This is a genomic window from Nocardioides sp. (assembly GCF_047607365.1).
Classification (GTDB): Bacteria; Actinomycetota; Actinomycetes; order Propionibacteriales; family Nocardioidaceae; genus Nocardioides.
In genome coordinates, this window is the sequence record NZ_JASGDD010000019.1 from 25,961 (window position 1) to 40,798 (window position 14,838).

Sequence of the window (14,838 nt, forward strand, 5' to 3'; positions counted from 1 at the left end):
CGATGTGAGCAGCGGCCTGCTGCCCGAGCTGGAGGTGGTCCGCAAGGACTTCCCCATCCTCGAGCGCACCCTCCACGACGGCCTGCCGCTCGTCTACCTCGACAGCGCCAACACGTCGCAGAAGCCGCAGATCGTGATCGACACGATGGTCGACCACCTCGAGCGGCACAACGCGAACGTCGCGCGGGCGATGCACGTCCTCGGCGCGGAGTCGACGGCGGCGTTCGAGGAGGCGCGCGACGTCGTCGCGACCTTCCTCGGCGCGCCCTCGCGCGACGAGGTGATCTTCACCAAGAACGCCTCCGAGGCGCTCAACCTGGTCGCGAACACGCTCGCGTGGGCACGCGGACCGCTGCAGATCGGCGAGGGCGACGTCGTCGTCACCACCGAGATGGAGCACCACTCCAACATCGTGCCGTGGCAGCTGCTCGCCGAGCGCACCGGCGCCACGCTGCGCTGGTTCGGGCTCACCGACGACGGCCGGCTCGACCTGTCGAACATCGACGAGCTCATCACCGAGCGCACGAAGGTCGTCACGTTCACGTGGGTCTCCAACATGCTCGGCACCGTCAACCCGGTCGCCGAGCTGGCCCGTCGCGCGCACGAGGTCGGCGCGGTCGTCGTCGTCGACGCCTCGCAGGCCGCGCCCGTGCTGCCGATCGACCTCGCCGCGATGGCTCCGGAGGAGCGGCCCGACGTCCTGGCGTTCACCGGCCACAAGACCGTCGGCCCGACCGGCATCGGCGTGCTCTGGGGTCGCCGCGAGCTCCTGGAGCAACTGCCGCCGTTCCTCGGCGGCGGCGAGATGATCGAGACCGTCACGATGGAGCGCTCGACGTACGCGGGGATCCCGCACAAGTTCGAGGCCGGCACGCCGCCGATCGTCGAGGCGGTCGGGCTCGGCGCCGCGCTGACCTACCTCTCGCACCTCGGCATGGACGCCATCCACGCCCACGAGCAGGCGATCACGGCGTACGCGCTCTCGCAGCTCCGCGAGGTGCCCGGTGTGTCGATCCTGGGTCCGTCCGACGCGTCGATCCGTGGCGGAGCGATCTCCTTCGAGCTCGCCGGCGTGCACCCGCACGACATCGCGCAGGTCGTCGACTCCCGCGGCGTCGCGATCCGTGCCGGGCACCACTGCGCCAAGCCGGCGCACCAGCGCTTCGGCGTCCAGGCCTCGACGCGGATGTCGTCCTACCTCTACACGACGCCGGCCGAGATCGACGCGCTCGTGGAGGCGTTGGAATATACCCGTCACTACTTCAAGTTGGACTCCTGATGAGTCAGGCGAACCTCGACGCGATGTACCAGGAGATCATCCTGGACCACTACAAGCATCCCCACGGCAAGGGTCTGCGCGACGACTTCGAAGCCGAGGTCCACCACGTCAACCCGACCTGCGGCGACGAGATCACGCTGCGCGTGCATGTCGCGGACGGCACCGTGAAGGACGTGTCGTACGACGCCCTCGGCTGCTCCATCTCGCAGGCCTCCGCCTCGGTGCTCTACGACCTCGTCGTCGGCAAGCCGGTCGAGGAGGCGCTGGCGATCCAGGAGACGTTCCTGGAGCTGATGCAGGGCAAGGGCACCGTGGAGCCCGACGAGGACGTGCTCGAGGACGGCATCGCGTTCGCGGGCGTGGCGAAGTTCCCCGCGCGCGTGAAGTGCGCCCTGTTGAGCTGGATGGCATTCAAGGACGGGACCACCCAGTCCCTGGCGAAGGAGTCGGCATGAGCCTCACCGTCGAAGACGTCAGCGAGGCGATGAAGGACGTCGTCGACCCCGAGCTCGGGATCAACGTCGTCGATCTCGGCCTGATCTACGACCTCCACATCGAGGGCGACAACGTCACCATCGACATGACCCTCACCTCGGCCGCCTGCCCGCTGACGGACCTGATCCAGGACCAGACCAACCAGGCGCTGGAGGACATGGCCAGCGAGGTCACGATCAACTGGGTCTGGATGCCGCCCTGGGGCCCGGACAAGATCACCCCCGACGGCCGCGAGCAATTACGTGCCCTCGGCTTCAACGTCTGACCTGCGAGGCGCTGGCAGAGCGTCTGCGGCGTTGGCCGGGCTCGACGGCCCGCTTCGCTCCAAGGCCGCCTTCGCCCGGCCGCCTTGCAGCCGCACACGCCAGCACCCCGCAGGCTCGTGAAGATCCGGCCGGCTGTCGTCACGGACGCGGCCGATCTGGCCGCGCTGCACCTGCGGGTGTGGCGGGAGGCCTACACCGGGCTGATCCCGGACGCCGTGCTCGCCGAGCGGGAGCAGGTCCCGGTGGTCGAGCGCGTGACGCGCTGGGTCGGGTGGGTGCGCGCTGGTCAGATCACGGTCGCGGTCGACGACGGTGGCGCCCTCGTCGGCTGGGCGGGGACCGGGCCGAGCCGCGACGCCGACATCGAGGGGCTGGAGCTCTACTCCCTCTACGTCACGGCCGAGCACTACTCGACCGGTCTCGGGCACCGGCTGCTCGCGGCGGCGCTCGGCGATCGGCCCGCCTTCGTGTGGGTGCTGCGCGGCAACGACCGCGCGATCGGGTTCTACGAGCGGCACGGATTCGCCTTCGACGGCACCGAGAAGGTCGACGAGCTCGGCCTGACCGACCTCCGCATGCGCCGCCCCGCGGAGTCCTGACCCGACGGAGCGGACCGGACGTGCGGCCGGTCGCCGCGACACGCCGCGCGAGTCGGCGTGTCGCGTCAGGATCGCTCACGTCGTGATCGCGCGAGTGCGCGGAGACCTATTATGGGCGCGTGACGCAGGCGGCCGCTGGCTGGTACCCCGACCCCGAGCCGAGTGCTTCCGGCCTGCTGCGCTACTGGGACGGGCAGGGCTGGACCGAGCATGTCAGCGCGCCGCCCTCGCCGACGGCGCAACGCTCGTCGACGCCGTACGCCGGATGGTGGTGGCGCGGCCTGGCGCTGCTGATCGACGGCGCGGTCGTGGGCGTGCCCGGCGCGATCGTGGAGCTGCCGGGCCAGATCCAGTTCCAGCGCGACGTCAGCGGGGCGGTCGAGGAGTTCTCCCGCCAGGCCGACTCCGGTGCGACGCCGGACTTCGGCCCGCTGCTCGACGCCTATGGGAACGGGCTGCAGCAGCTCGTCTGGTGGGTGCTCCCCGCCATGCTGATCGCGGTCGCCTACCAAGCGATCATGCTCCGCTGGAAGGGTGCCACCCTCGGGAAGCTCGCGCTGGGCGTGCGCGTCCGGCGGGCCGAGTGGATCGACGCGAGCGACGGCCCGCTGCCGTGGTCGACGATCGCGCTGCGGGTGCTGGCGGTCTACGTCCCCGGCGCGGCGTTCCTCCTGGCGATCGGCTCCGGCAGCGTCGTGGGCGCGGTGCTGGTCTGGATGGTCGTGTCGGTCTATCAGCTGCTCGACCTGCTGTGGGCCGCCTGGGACCCGCGCCGGCAGACGCTGCACGACAAGGTCGCCGACACCGTCGTGGTGCGCGGCCCCGGACAGCCCGCCCAGGCCCGTCTCAGCGGCACGCCCTAGGCTTGCCGCCCGTGACGGACACGGTGATCGACGTACGAGGCCTGGTCAAGGAGTACGACGGCCGCCGGGCGCTCGACGGACTCGACCTGACGCTCCGGGCCGGAGAGGTGCACGGCTTCCTGGGACCCAACGGCGCCGGCAAGTCGACGACGATCCGGATCGTGCTCGGCCTGGTGTGGGCCGACGGCGGCTCGGTCCGGCTCTTCGGGGAGGACCCCTGGGCCGATGGTCCGACGCTCCACAAGAGGCTGGCGTACGTGCCCGGCGACGTCAGCCTGTGGCCGAACCTCAGTGGCGGCGAGACCATCGACCTGCTGCTCCGGATGCGCGGCCTCGACCCGCGCGCCACGCGCAAGGACGAGCTCGTCGAGCGCTTCCGGCTCGACCTCACCACGAAGGCGCGCGCCTACTCCAAGGGCAACCGGCAGAAGGTCGCCCTCGTCGCGGCCTTCGCCGCCGACGTCGACCTCCTCGTCCTCGACGAGCCGACGAGCGGCCTCGACCCGCTGATGGAGGAGGTCTTCGACGAGTGCGTCGCGGAGCACCGGGAGCGTGGCGCCGCGGTCCTCCTGAGCAGCCACATCCTCAGCGAGGTCGAGCGCCTCGCCGACCGGGTGACGATCATCCGCGAGGGCCGCACGGTGGCATCGCAGCCGCTGGCGGAGGGCGACTCGCTGGAGGCGATCTTCAACGCGGCCTACACGTCGTGAGCGGGCTCGGCAGGACGCGCGCCGGGACGCTGGCCGGGACGACCGCGCTGCTGCGGCAGAACCTCCGGCGCGACCGCATCCTCGCCCCGGCGTGGATCCTCGTCATGGCGGGGATGGCGGCCGCGTCGGCCGGCGGCACCAAGGCGCTCTTCAGCTCCGAGGCGGACAAGGTCACCCTCGCGCAGTCGATCGACGACCAGCCGGGGCTGCGCGCGCTCTACGGCACGATCCACGACGCGCACTCCGCCGGGGAGCTGGCGATGAGCAAGATGACGGTGCTCTACGCCATCCTCGCCTCCGCCCTCTTCGTCGTCCTCGTACGCCGGCACACCCGTGTCGAGGAGGAGAGCGGCCGCGCCGAGCTCCTCGGCAGCACGGTCGTCGGCCGCGACGCCCCGATGGCCGCGGCCCTGATCGAGTGCGTGCTCGCGGCGGTCGCGCTCGGCGTACTCGTGGCGGGCGCCGACGTGGCGTTCGGGCTGCCGCTGACCGGCTCGGTCGCCTTCGGGCTCTCCTGGGTCGGCACCATGCTCGTGACCACCGGCGTCGCCGCGGTCGCGTGCCAGATCAGCGCCAGCGCACGCACCTGCGCCGCGATCGCCGCATCGGTCCTCGGCGCCGAGTTCGTCGCGCGGGCCCTCGGCGACGGCCTCGAGGTCGCGTGGCTCACCTGGGTCTCGCCGCTGGGCTGGAACTCCCAGCTGCACGCGTGGGGCCGGCCGCGCTGGTGGCTCCTCGCCGCGTACGCCGGCACCGCGCTCGTCCTCCTCGCGCTGGCGCGCCTGCTGCGCGGTCGCCGGGACCTCGGAGGGGGACTGATCCGCGCCCGGAGGGGACGAGCGAGCGGCTCGCCACGGCTCTCGTCGCCGCTGGCGCTGGTCCTCCGCCTCCACCGCGCCCTGCTCGTCGGCTGGTCGGCCGCGTCGCTGGCCGTCGGTGTCGCCTTCGGCGCGCTCGCCCCGAGCCTCGACGACATCCTCGGCGACGTCGGGGCGGGCCGGTCGCTGCTCGACAGCCTTGGCGGCGGGATGATCGTGGCCGTGCTCGGCATCGTCGCCATGGTGGTGACCGCGTTCGCCGTCGACGTGGTCGTGCACGCCGGCGGCGACGAGGCCGGCGGCCGCGCGGAGCTCGCGCTGTCCACCGGCATCTCGCGCGACCGGTGGCTCGGCGCGGTCCTCGCCGTCGGCGTCGGCGGTGCCCTCTGGCTGCTCCTGGTGGTCGGCGCGGGCCTGAGCATCGGCACGCTCGCGGTCGGCGGGGAGCACCCGCTGACCCCGTTCGAGGCGGCGCTCGCGTGGCTTCCGGCGGTCGCGATCGTGGCCGCCGCGGCGGTCGTCGCCTACACCCTGCGGTCGGCGTGGGCCGTCGCCGGGTGGGGACTGCTCGTGGGCTGCCTGGGGCTCACCCTGGTCGGGGAGCTCCTCGGGCTGCCGACGTGGATCATGCGGATCTCGCCCTTCTCCGACGTGCCGTCGTACCCGCTCGAGCCGTGGAACCTCGGCACGTTCCTCACCATGTCGGGCGTCGCGGTGCTGCTCGCCGGCGTCGCGTGGTTCCGCTTCCGGGGGCGCGACATCGGCTAGTTTCGGGGCATGTGGCAGCCCGACCCGGGGTGGCATCCCCTGAGCGGCGGCTCTGCCACGTCCACGCTCGGTGTCTGGCGCACCTCGATCGGGGGCCGCGCGGTCGTGGTGAAGCGACTGGTCGCGCCGGCGGAGGACGATCCCCCGGAGCTCTCCGATCCGCGTCACTTCGCGTTCTGGCGGCGTGCGGCCGACGTGGCGTCGTACGGGCTCGTGGGACGGACGCCGGGTCTGCGCGCGCCCGTCACCGCGGTCGAGGAGGACGCCGAGGGCATCACCCTCGTCCAGGACTGGGTCGAGGACGGCGCCAACAGCGGCCTCTTCGCGGCGCTCTCCATGGGCCGCTTCGCCGCCGCCGACCTGGGCCCGCTGCGCTGGCTCGCCCGAGGGCAGCTCCGCAGCCGCCTCGCCCGCACCGCGCGTCGCGGTGGCTGGCGCACCCTGGGCCGTACGACGGCCAGCGACGTCGCCGACGCGCTCTGGACCCGGCGCGACCGGCTCCTCGACCTGCTCGACGGCCTGCCGCAGGTCGCCCAGCACGGCGACCCGACCCTCGCGAACCTCGCCGGCCGCGAGGGCGACGACCTGATCGCCGTGGACTGGGGGACCCTCGGGACCGGGGCGGCGGGCGCCGACCTGGGCTACTACGCGCTCGGCGCGCGGGAGGAGTTCGAGCCGCTGCTCGACGCCTACCTCCTCGGCCTGCCGCCCGGTGTCGCAACCCGTGAGCAGGTCACCCTCGCCGCGCGGATCACCCTCGTCTACACCGCCTTCACCCGGGCCGAGTGGGCGCTCGCGCGGGTGGCCGGGGGAGAGGGCGCCCTCGCCGGGAAGTTCCGGCACCCGTCGGTCGCCCCGCACCTCCGCGCCCTGCAGCGCCAGCACGTCGCCGTCGAGGCCGTGCTCGGGCTCTGATCACGCCCCGTCTTCGAGCGCGGCCTCCATCTCGTCCCACCACGCCTGGAACGCGGCGGGGTCGCCGAGGGCCGATTCGACGATGCGGTTCACCGTGGGATCCCGCAGCCAAAGGAGCTTGAGGCGTCGTCCGCTGAAGAGTGAGACCGATAGCCGGCCGTTGGCGATGCCGACTCGAGAGTTGAAGGCCCGCACGTCGCGGAGCCACACGACTCGAACGCGCCGATCGGACTGGGCACTGAAGGCCAGATGATCGGGGCGAAGGTCGCGGAACCGTGCGAGGTCCTGCTGGGTGAGGGAGTGCCCGAACACAGCTGCCGCGATGTGGCCGCCCACGCCGGCGGCCACGCTGCCGACGGCGCCGAGCGCGCCGACCACGGCCGCGTCGCGCAGTTGGCGTGAGAACTGGCCCCGCGCCCGCACTCGGACGATGGCTTCACGGGTGAGCCACAGCTCGCCGTGGGCCCAGTCGGTCCATCCTGTGGTGCTCGACGTGGTCAGCAGCATGGCTAGCACGCTTGGACCCTAACGGCAGCGTCAGGCGAGCGACACCAGATCGGCGTAGGAGTCGTTCCAGAGATCCTCGACACCGTCGGGGAGGATGAGGACGCGGTCGGGCTCGAGGGCGTGGACGGCGCCCTCGTCGTGGGTGACGAGGATGATCGCGCCCTCGTAGGCCCGGATGGCGCCGAGCACCTCCTCGCGGGAGGCGGGGTCGAGGTTGTTGGTGGGCTCGTCGAGCAGCAGCACGTTGGCCGCGCTGACGACGAGCGAGGCGAGCGCGAGGCGGGTCTTCTCCCCGCCGGACAGGACGCCGGCCGGCTTGTGCACGTCGTCGCCCTGGAAGAGGAACGCGCCGAGCACCGTGCGGGCCTCGGTGTCGGTGAGCTGCGGCGCGGCCGACTGCATGTTCTCCAGCACCGAGCGGCCGACGTCGAGGGTCTCGTGCTCCTGGGCGTAGTAGCCCACCTTGAGCCCGTGGCCGGGGACGACCTCACCGGTGTCCGGGGCGTCGACGCCCGCCAGGATGCGCAGCATCGTCGTCTTCCCGGCCCCGTTGAGGCCGAGGATCACGACGCGCGAGCCGCGGTCGATCGCGAGGTCGACGGCGGTGAAGACCTCGAGCGCGCCGTAGGACTTCGACAGGTCCCTGGCGGTGAGAGGGGTCTTGCCCGACGGCTGCGGCGTGGGGAACTTGATCGCGGCGACCTTGTCGCTCTGCCGCTCGCCCTCGACGCCGGCCATGAGCTTGTCGGCCCGCTTGAGCATCTGCTGCGCGGCGCTCGCCTTGGAGGCCTTGGCGCGCATCTTGTTGGCCTGGTCGGTGAGCGTCTTTGCCTTGTTCTGGGCGTTCATCAGCTCGCGCTTGCGCCGTGCCTCGTCGGTCTCGCGCTGCGTCAGGTAGTGCTTCCAGCCCATGTTGTAGACGTCGATCACCTCGCGGTTGGCGTCGAGGTGGAAGACCTTGTTCACGCATCGCGAGAGCAGGTCGTTGTCATGGCTGATCACGATGAAGCCGCCGCGGAACGACGTAAGCCAGTCGCGGAGCCAGATGATCGAGTCGGCGTCGAGGTGGTTGGTCGGCTCGTCGAGGATCAGCACCTCGGCGTCGGAGAAGAGGATGCGCACGAGCTCCACCCGGCGGCGCTGGCCGCCGGAGAGCGTCTTGAGCTGCTGGGTCATCAGCCGCTCGGGCAGGCCCAGGGCCGACGCCATCTGCATCGCCTCGGACTCGGCGGCGTACCCGCCACCCGCCTCGAACTCGTCGAGCGCCCGCTGGAAGCGCCGCATGCCCCTCTCCGCGACAGCGGGCACGTCGGAGGCGAGGTCGAGCTCGGCGGCCCGCATCCGGCGTACGGCGTCGTCGAGCCCGCGCGCCGACAGGATCCGGTCGCGGACGAGGACCTCGGGATCGCCCACCCGCGGGTCCTGGGGGAGGTAGCCCAGCTCGCCGACGCGGCTCACCGAGCCGTTCGCGGGCTGCAGGTCCCCGGCGAGGACCTTGGTCAGCGTGGTCTTGCCGGCGCCGTTGCGCCCGACCAGCCCGACCTTGTCCCCGGGGCCGACCCGGAAGCTGACGTTCTCCATGAGGAGCCTCGCCCCGACGCGGACTTCGAGGTTCTGGGCAGTGATCATGGCGGGTCACTAGTGTAGGGGCGCTGGGCGCGGGCCCCGCATTCGCGAGCGTGAGGAGGGGCACCGATGCGCTTCAACCCGAAGGCGCGGCTCGACACCAGCCGGGTGCGGGACGTCGGCGGGAGCAGTGGCAGCGGCGGCGGGGGGATGATCCCGATCCCCGGCGGCAGGATGGGCGGCGGCATCGGCGGTGTCGTCCTCGTGATCGCGCTCCTCGTGCTCAGCCAGTGCGCGGGCATCGACCTGACCGGCGTGCTCGGCGGCTCGAGCACCACCAGCAGCTCGAGCAGCCTCGACGGCAGCATGTTCTCCGGGACGAGCGTCGACGGCAGCAGCAGCGGCGGCACCCACGACTTCTCCAGCTGCCGGACCGGTGACGACGCCAACAACAGCGAGGACTGCGCGCTGGTGGCGGTGGAGAACTCGCTCTACGACTACTGGAGCGGCGTGCTGGGCGACCGGTTCCAGCCCGAGACCGGCGTGCACGTCTTCGAGGGCCAGGTCCAGACCGACGGCTGCGGCAGCGCGACCGAGGACGTCGGGCCGTTCTACTGCCCGACGGACCAGACGATCTACCTCGACACCGACTTCTACCAGGACATGCTCGAGGGCCAGCTCGGCGGCCAGGACGCGCCCTTCGTCCGGGCCTACGTCATCGCCCACGAGTACGGCCACCACATCCAGAACCTCCTCGGCATCATGAACCAGGTGAGGACCCAGCAGGGCGCCGACTCCGACTCCGTCAAGCTCGAGCTCCAGGCCGACTGCTTCGCGGGCATGTGGGCGGGCTCGGCGACGACCGCCTCGGCCGACGGCGAGGAGCCGTTGATCAGCGACCTCACCGACCAGGACATCTCCGACGCCATCGGCGCCGCCACCACGGTCGGCGACGACTACATCCAGGAGCGCACCCAGGGCGGCGTCGACGAGGAGTCCTGGACCCACGGCTCCTCCCAGCAGCGGGTGACGTGGTTCAAGACCGGCATGGCCGCGAACAACGACGTCGACGCCTGCGACACCGGCGTCGGCAGCTGATCGCCGGGGCGGCTCAGCGCCACGCCGAGCGCCTGACCTTCCCGGTGTCGCCGCGCAGCTCCACGTCGACCAGCTGCCACGAGCGCGGCCACTTCTCCGGGTCGAGCCGCGGCTCCACCCACGCACGCAGCTCGGCGAGCGTCGCGTCACCGTCGACGACGGCATGCACGACCTCGCCGAGATCGGGATGTGGCCGCCCGACCGCGACCGAGGAGCGCACCCGGGGGTGCGCGTCGAGGACGCCCTCCACGTCGGCCGGATGGATCTTCACCCCGCCGCAGTTGATCACGTCGTCCAGGCGGTCGGCGACGTAGAGGTAGCCCTCGTCGTCGATCCACCCCGCGTCGCCCAGGCTGTGCCAGCCGTCCCGCTCGCGCGCAGGCGCACCGAGATAGGCGTACGTCGGGCGCGAGCGCCGCATCCAGATCTCGCCGTCGACGATCCGGAACTCGGAGTCGCCGACCGGCCGGCCGACCGAGCCGGGGTGGGCGAGCCACTCCCTACCGTCGATGAATGCCAGCCCGGCCGACTCGGTGCCGGCGTACAGCTCGTGCACCCGGCCCGGCCCGAGCCAGTCGATCCAGCGGCGCTTGAGGTCGGCGGGGCAGCGTGCGCCCAGGTGGAGGATCGCCCGGAGCGAGGGCAGCGCGGGCCAGGCGTCTTCGGCCTCGCAGAGCGCGGCGATCCGGCGCATCATGGTCGGCACGAGCATGCCCCACGTGACCTCGTGCGTCTCGATCAGCCGCAGCCACGTGGCCGCGTCGAAGCGCTCCATCAGGACCAGCTCGTGACCGGTCATCAGCCCGCGCATGGCGTAGGTGAAGGGCGCCGCGTGGAAGAGAGGCCCCGCGACCAGCTGGACCGCCGCGCGCGGGACGAAGGGGGCGATCGCCTCGTCGGGGTCGATGCTCTGATCGCCGGCGGCACGGATCAGCTTCGGGCGGCCGGTCGAGCCGCTCGAGGTGGCCAGACGCCAGGAGCCCTGCGCCGCGCCGGGCTGCGCGGCCAGCGCGAGGATGGCGTCCCGCTCCTCGGCCGGCAGCCGCGGGGAGAGGGGGAGCGGTGTCGCGCCCGCCGTCCACGCGGCGAGGGTCTCGACCACGAAGTCGATCGAGTTCGCCCGCGACACGGGCGCCACGGTGCCGGGTGCGATGCCGGCGGCGGCCTCCGACGCCAGCCGGCCGAGCTCGGCGCGGGTGATCACCGCATCGCCGCAGCGGACGGCCACCGCGTCGGGCTCCCGCTCGGCAAGCCGCGCGAGCGCCTCGGGAATCAGCATCCGCACCATGTGCGGAGACGCTAGGCGGCAACCCCGGTGAGGCTCCACGGGGTTACGTCGAACTTACACACCGAGTAGCACACCGTATTCCAGCCGTAACCAACACGAAACACCCAAGACGGAGGCTTCTCGACATGGTCCACGACGCCCACCGGCACCTCGGAGTGCTTCCCGCCTTCCCGTTCTACGGCGGGCCGGCGATCCAGGCCGACGTCACGGCGCGGGCGACGATCGCCGAGCTGATCGCCGATCTCGACCGCGACGGCATCGAGCGGGCACTGGTGCTGCCCAACTACGGCGTGCCGGTGCCGGACGCCGCCTTCGAGCTCAACGAGCTGGTCGTGGAGGCCGCGCAGAAGGACGACCGCATCCGCTGCGGGCTCTGGGTCTCGCCCAAGGCGACCGACGCCGAGCGGAACACGACGGCCCTCGCCCTTGCCGCCGAGGACGGTGTCACGGCGCTGAAGACCAGCTTCCTCCTCGGCGGCCACCCGACCGACCCCGAGAGCATCACCCAGCTCGACCGCATCTTCGCCACGGCGCGGGAGCACGACCTCACGGTCCACGTCCACACCAGCCCCGGCGCCGCGAGCGACATCGACCAGATCGGCACCCTCGTGGAGCGGTACGCCGACGACGTACGGCTCCACCTCGTCCACCTCGGCGGCGGCATGAGCGGCCACATGAAGCTCATCGGCGGCCGGCTCTTCGACTGGATCGAGGCCGGCAAGCAGGTCTACACCGACACCAGCTGGGCGATCGGCTTCGCCCCGCTCTGGCTGGTCAGGGAGATCGAGCGTCGCGGCATCGGCCACGACCGCATCCTCTTCGCCACGGACTCGCCCTGGGGCGACTTCGCCGGCGAGTTCGCCCGCCTCAGCGACGCGGCGGGCGACGGCGAGCTTGCTCGCCACTTCTTCACCGACAACTTCTCAGCGCTCTACCGCTGAGGACCCGCAACGGCGCGGGAGCACCACAGAGAAAGACGGTGGCGCCGCCACGAGGGCGACGCCACCGAACGACCGCTCCTTCCCGACCCTGCACACAGATCGCGAAATCACCTGCAGGGCAAGGGGTTCGATCACCGTCACGGTACACCGGCGGTGTCGCACCTCCTTCGGAAACCATCTGAAAGGAACCTCCGCGCATGCCTCCCATCACCGTGGTCTTCGTGATCACCGGGCTCGCCGTCTGGCTCAACGGCCTGGCGTTCCTCGGCATCGGCACCAAGCAGACCGAGGGCTCGCCGAGCCCGCTCGTCACCGTCGGCTGGGTCACCCTCGCCGCCGGAATCGTCGACCTGATCAACGCCGTCTGGATCGTCCAGAAGCTCTTCGGCGGCGACGCCAGCGACGTCGGCGTACGCCTTGCCGGTCTGGTCACGTTCTACGGGATCTTCTTCCTGGCGCTCGGCGTCAGCCTGGTCAAGGGTCTCGACCTCCAGCCGATAGGCAACCTCGCCGTCGGTGTCGCGCTCGTCCCGCTCGCCTGGATCCCGTTCTTCGACGGCGGCTGGATGTTCAAGTCGATCCTCATCGTCTGGGTCGCCTCCTTCCTGTCCGTCACCGCGGTCATCTACGGGAAGCTCAAGGGCCAGGTCCTGGGCGCCGTCCTCGTGTTCACCGCGCTCTACACCTTCCTGCTCCCCGCCGCGATCCTCGGATCCGGCCACACCATCCCCTGATCCCGACCCCAACCAACCCACACCCACAGGAGTGACCATGACCGACCCGACGCTCGACCTCGAGGCCCAGATCAAGGCCAACATCGAGGCCTCCCTCAACGAGATCCCGCACCCCTCCCTGCCCGCGGGCTCCAACCTCTACGGCTCGACGAAGGTGTTCCCCGACTTCCAGGCCGAGGACGGCGAGACCTACTTCACCCTCGTGCACGGCATCCCGCACGAGTCGTCCGTCTCCTTCGTCGCCGTGCTCCAGGCCACCCGCGCGCTTCGGAAGGGATTCGAGTCGGCGATCTACTTCTACGGCCCCGGGACCCTGGCCTGCATGAGCACCCGCGGCTTCCCGACCACGGGGGACACCGCCTTCCCGGGCGAGCACAACCTGAACAACACGATCGCCACCTTCATCGCCGAGGGCGGCACCGTCTACTGCTGCCGGTTCGGGCTGTCGCTGCACGGGCTGCGTGAAGAGGACCTGATCGCCGGCGTCATCCCGACGCATCCGCTCGACGTCCAGGACGCCCTCATCCACTACGCCCGCAAGGGCGCGATCATCAACTCCACCTACAACCTCTGACGGGAGGGCCGCACCGATGACGAACACACGCGTGGATGTCGCCATCCAGGGCATCCGCCTGCTCGACGCTCCCGTCTCCCGCACCGGCGGAGCCGGGCCGAGCGACGACGGCCACGTCCTCCTCGGTGGCATCGGTGCGGCCATCCCGCTCAACCCCCGCAGCCCCTACTCGGTGCGCGGCGGGAAGCTCCTTCTCGACGGCGCCGACACCGGCATGGGCGTGGAGGCCGTGGCCAGGCCGCGGTTCTACGACCTGAGCACCGCCGACGGGATCCCCTACGACAAGATCGCCCGGCTGCACTCGGCCAACGTGCTCGCCACCACGGTGGTGCAGACCTGCTCGCGCTACGCCGAGGACGAGCGCTGCCGCTTCTGCGCGATCGAGGACTCGTTGACCTCGGGCGCGACCATCGCAGTCAAGACGCCCGCGATGCTGGCCGAGGTCGCGCGGGCCGCCTACGACCTCGACGGCATCACCCAGGTCGTCATGACCACGGGAACGAGCCGCGGCAGGGACAGGGGCGCCGCCCATCTGGCCCGCTGCGCGCGTGCCATCCACGAGGCGGTCCCGGAGCTGCCCATCCAGGCCCAGATCGAGCCGCCGGCGGACCTCTCCTGCCTGCAGGACCTCTACGACGCGGGCGTCCGGAGCATCGGGATCCACGTCGAGTCCCTCGATGACGACGTACGCCGGCGATGGATGCCCGGCAAGGGATCTGTCCCGATGGCCGACTACAAGGCGGCATGGGCCGAGGCCGTCAGGATCTTCGGCTGGAACCAGGTCTCGACCTACATCCTCGTCGGCCTCGGCGAGGACCCCGACGAGCTCGTCGCCGGATGCGAGGAGCTGATCGCCATGGGCGTCTACCCGTTCGTGGTGCCGTTCCGGCCGCTTGCCGGCACGCTCGCGACCGAGGTCGACGGCGCCGTGGCTCCCCCTCACGACGTCGTCTACGACGTCACCAGTCAGGTCGCCTTCGCGCTGCGGCGCGCGGGGATGCTCGGCGCCGACCAGGCGGCGGGCTGTGCCGCCTGCGGCGCGTGCTCCGCCCTCGGCGGCCTCGACGGCAGCGACGAGCGGAGGTGCGCCTCATGAGCGCTCAGTCACTGCTGGAGGAGAACGTCCTCCTGGGCACCGCGCCCGTCACCCCGACCCTCGACGCCTTCCTCGTGGTGCGCGCCGAGGGGGCCGACCTCGAGGCCTACCGCGCGCTGCGCCGAGACGTCTTCGTCGCCGAGCAGGGGCTCTTCCCCGGCTCGGACCGCGACGACGTCGACGACGACCCCCGCACCGTCGTGCTGGTCGCCCGCACGCCCGACGGTGAGGTGCTCGGCGGCGTGCGGCTGGCGCCGATGACCGAGCTCTCCGGCGGCCGCGACCTCGGGTGGTGGCGGGGGAGCCGGCTCGCGGTGCGGC

General features: G+C 71.6%; 16 protein-coding genes and 1 pseudogene. 14 read left to right on the forward strand and 3 right to left on the reverse strand.

Annotated features, from left to right (window positions below):
- Positions 1–4 precede the first annotated feature (4 nt).
- From QM572_RS01870 to QM572_RS01905, 8 genes and pseudogenes are all read left to right on the forward strand, one after another.
- Entirely contained in the window at positions 5–1,279 is a 1,275-nt protein-coding gene (locus QM572_RS01870) for a cysteine desulfurase (protein ID WP_415089466.1), read from the forward strand.
- A complete protein-coding gene (gene sufU / locus QM572_RS01875; protein ID WP_415089428.1) occupies positions 1,279–1,734 on the forward strand; it encodes a Fe-S cluster assembly sulfur transfer protein SufU in 456 nt (151 codons plus the stop codon). The genes QM572_RS01870 and sufU overlap by 1 nt, the downstream gene beginning before the upstream one ends.
- Positions 1,731–2,039 carry a metal-sulfur cluster assembly factor gene (locus tag QM572_RS01880; protein WP_415089430.1) on the forward strand — a complete coding sequence of 103 codons (309 nt, stop codon included), beginning with the start codon at positions 1,731–1,733 and terminating at the stop codon, positions 2,037–2,039. The genes sufU and QM572_RS01880 overlap by 4 nt, the downstream gene beginning before the upstream one ends.
- A gap of 117 nt (positions 2,040–2,156) precedes the next feature.
- Positions 2,157–2,639 carry a GNAT family N-acetyltransferase gene (locus tag QM572_RS01885; protein ID WP_415089432.1) on the forward strand — a complete coding sequence of 161 codons (483 nt, stop codon included), beginning with the start codon at positions 2,157–2,159 and terminating at the stop codon, positions 2,637–2,639.
- A 119-nt stretch (positions 2,640–2,758) separates the two neighbouring features.
- On the forward strand, positions 2,759–3,502 hold the full coding sequence (locus tag QM572_RS01890; protein ID WP_415089435.1) for an RDD family protein: 744 nt from the start codon (positions 2,759–2,761) through the stop codon (positions 3,500–3,502).
- Between the two features lie 11 nt (positions 3,503–3,513).
- Positions 3,514–4,167, forward strand: a pseudogene (locus tag QM572_RS01895) (ABC transporter ATP-binding protein); the annotation flags it as partial.
- Positions 4,168–4,208: 41 nt separating this feature from the next.
- The gene (locus QM572_RS01900; protein WP_415089437.1) at positions 4,209–5,798 is read left to right on the forward strand and encodes an ABC transporter permease; all 1,590 of its coding nucleotides are present in this window, start codon (positions 4,209–4,211) and stop codon (positions 5,796–5,798) included.
- 9 nt (positions 5,799–5,807) lie between these two features.
- Positions 5,808–6,713, forward strand: coding sequence for a phosphotransferase (locus QM572_RS01905; protein WP_415089439.1), 906 nt, complete (start codon positions 5,808–5,810; stop codon positions 6,711–6,713).
- On the opposite strand, the gene QM572_RS01910 is transcribed toward QM572_RS01905, so the two are convergent.
- Both QM572_RS01910 and QM572_RS01915 read right to left on the reverse strand, forming a co-directional pair.
- The gene (locus QM572_RS01910) at positions 6,714–7,229 is read right to left on the reverse strand and encodes a hypothetical protein (protein ID WP_415089441.1); all 516 of its coding nucleotides are present in this window, start codon (positions 7,227–7,229) and stop codon (positions 6,714–6,716) included. It lies immediately after the preceding gene.
- Positions 7,230–7,250: 21 nt separating this feature from the next.
- Positions 7,251–8,849 carry an ABC-F family ATP-binding cassette domain-containing protein gene (locus QM572_RS01915; RefSeq protein WP_415089443.1) on the reverse strand — a complete coding sequence of 533 codons (1,599 nt, stop codon included), beginning with the start codon at positions 8,847–8,849 and terminating at the stop codon, positions 7,251–7,253.
- A 66-nt stretch (positions 8,850–8,915) separates the two neighbouring features.
- On the opposite strand from QM572_RS01915, the gene QM572_RS01920 reads away from it, so the two are divergent.
- A complete protein-coding gene (locus tag QM572_RS01920; RefSeq protein WP_415089445.1) occupies positions 8,916–9,884 on the forward strand; it encodes a neutral zinc metallopeptidase in 969 nt (322 codons plus the stop codon).
- A 13-nt stretch (positions 9,885–9,897) separates the two neighbouring features.
- On the opposite strand, the gene QM572_RS01925 is transcribed toward QM572_RS01920, so the two are convergent.
- On the reverse strand, positions 9,898–11,172 hold the full coding sequence (locus QM572_RS01925; protein ID WP_415089447.1) for an AMP-binding protein: 1,275 nt from the start codon (positions 11,170–11,172) through the stop codon (positions 9,898–9,900).
- A gap of 125 nt (positions 11,173–11,297) precedes the next feature.
- On the opposite strand from QM572_RS01925, the gene QM572_RS01930 reads away from it, so the two are divergent.
- The 5 genes from QM572_RS01930 to QM572_RS01950 form a co-directional block, all read left to right on the forward strand.
- The gene (locus QM572_RS01930; protein WP_415089449.1) at positions 11,298–12,113 is read left to right on the forward strand and encodes an amidohydrolase family protein; all 816 of its coding nucleotides are present in this window, start codon (positions 11,298–11,300) and stop codon (positions 12,111–12,113) included.
- 197 nt (positions 12,114–12,310) lie between these two features.
- Positions 12,311–12,847, forward strand: a complete 537-nt coding sequence (locus QM572_RS01935; RefSeq protein ID WP_415089451.1) for an AmiS/UreI family transporter — start codon at positions 12,311–12,313, stop codon at positions 12,845–12,847.
- Positions 12,848–12,884: 37 nt separating this feature from the next.
- Positions 12,885–13,421 carry an MSMEG_0572/Sll0783 family nitrogen starvation response protein gene (locus QM572_RS01940; protein ID WP_415089453.1) on the forward strand — a complete coding sequence of 179 codons (537 nt, stop codon included), beginning with the start codon at positions 12,885–12,887 and terminating at the stop codon, positions 13,419–13,421.
- 16 nt (positions 13,422–13,437) lie between these two features.
- On the forward strand, positions 13,438–14,517 hold the full coding sequence (locus tag QM572_RS01945) for an MSMEG_0568 family radical SAM protein (protein ID WP_415089455.1): 1,080 nt from the start codon (positions 13,438–13,440) through the stop codon (positions 14,515–14,517).
- On the forward strand, positions 14,514–14,838 hold a 325-nt coding region (locus QM572_RS01950), incomplete at its 3' end, for a hypothetical protein (RefSeq protein ID WP_415089457.1). The genes QM572_RS01945 and QM572_RS01950, both read left to right, overlap by 4 nt.

Bases quoted from the DNA above. Each gene is read 5' to 3' on its own strand.
- sufU (WP_415089428.1), top strand. From the start codon at position 1,279: ATGAGTCAGGCGAACCTCGACGCGATGTACCAGGAGATCATCCTGGAC.
- QM572_RS01880 (WP_415089430.1), top strand. From the start codon at position 1,731: ATGAGCCTCACCGTCGAAGACGTCAGCGAGGCGATGAAGGACGTCGTC.
- QM572_RS01925 (WP_415089447.1), bottom strand. From the start codon at position 11,172: ATGGTGCGGATGCTGATTCCCGAGGCGCTCGCGCGGCTTGCCGAGCGG.
- QM572_RS01940 (WP_415089453.1), top strand. From the start codon at position 12,885: ATGACCGACCCGACGCTCGACCTCGAGGCCCAGATCAAGGCCAACATC.
- QM572_RS01935 (WP_415089451.1), top strand. From the start codon at position 12,311: ATGCCTCCCATCACCGTGGTCTTCGTGATCACCGGGCTCGCCGTCTGG.
- QM572_RS01930 (WP_415089449.1), top strand. From the start codon at position 11,298: ATGGTCCACGACGCCCACCGGCACCTCGGAGTGCTTCCCGCCTTCCCG.
- QM572_RS01945 (WP_415089455.1), top strand. From the start codon at position 13,438: ATGACGAACACACGCGTGGATGTCGCCATCCAGGGCATCCGCCTGCTC.
- QM572_RS01920 (WP_415089445.1), top strand. From the start codon at position 8,916: ATGCGCTTCAACCCGAAGGCGCGGCTCGACACCAGCCGGGTGCGGGAC.
- QM572_RS01905 (WP_415089439.1), top strand. From the start codon at position 5,808: ATGTGGCAGCCCGACCCGGGGTGGCATCCCCTGAGCGGCGGCTCTGCC.
- QM572_RS01915 (WP_415089443.1), bottom strand. From the start codon at position 8,849: ATGATCACTGCCCAGAACCTCGAAGTCCGCGTCGGGGCGAGGCTCCTC.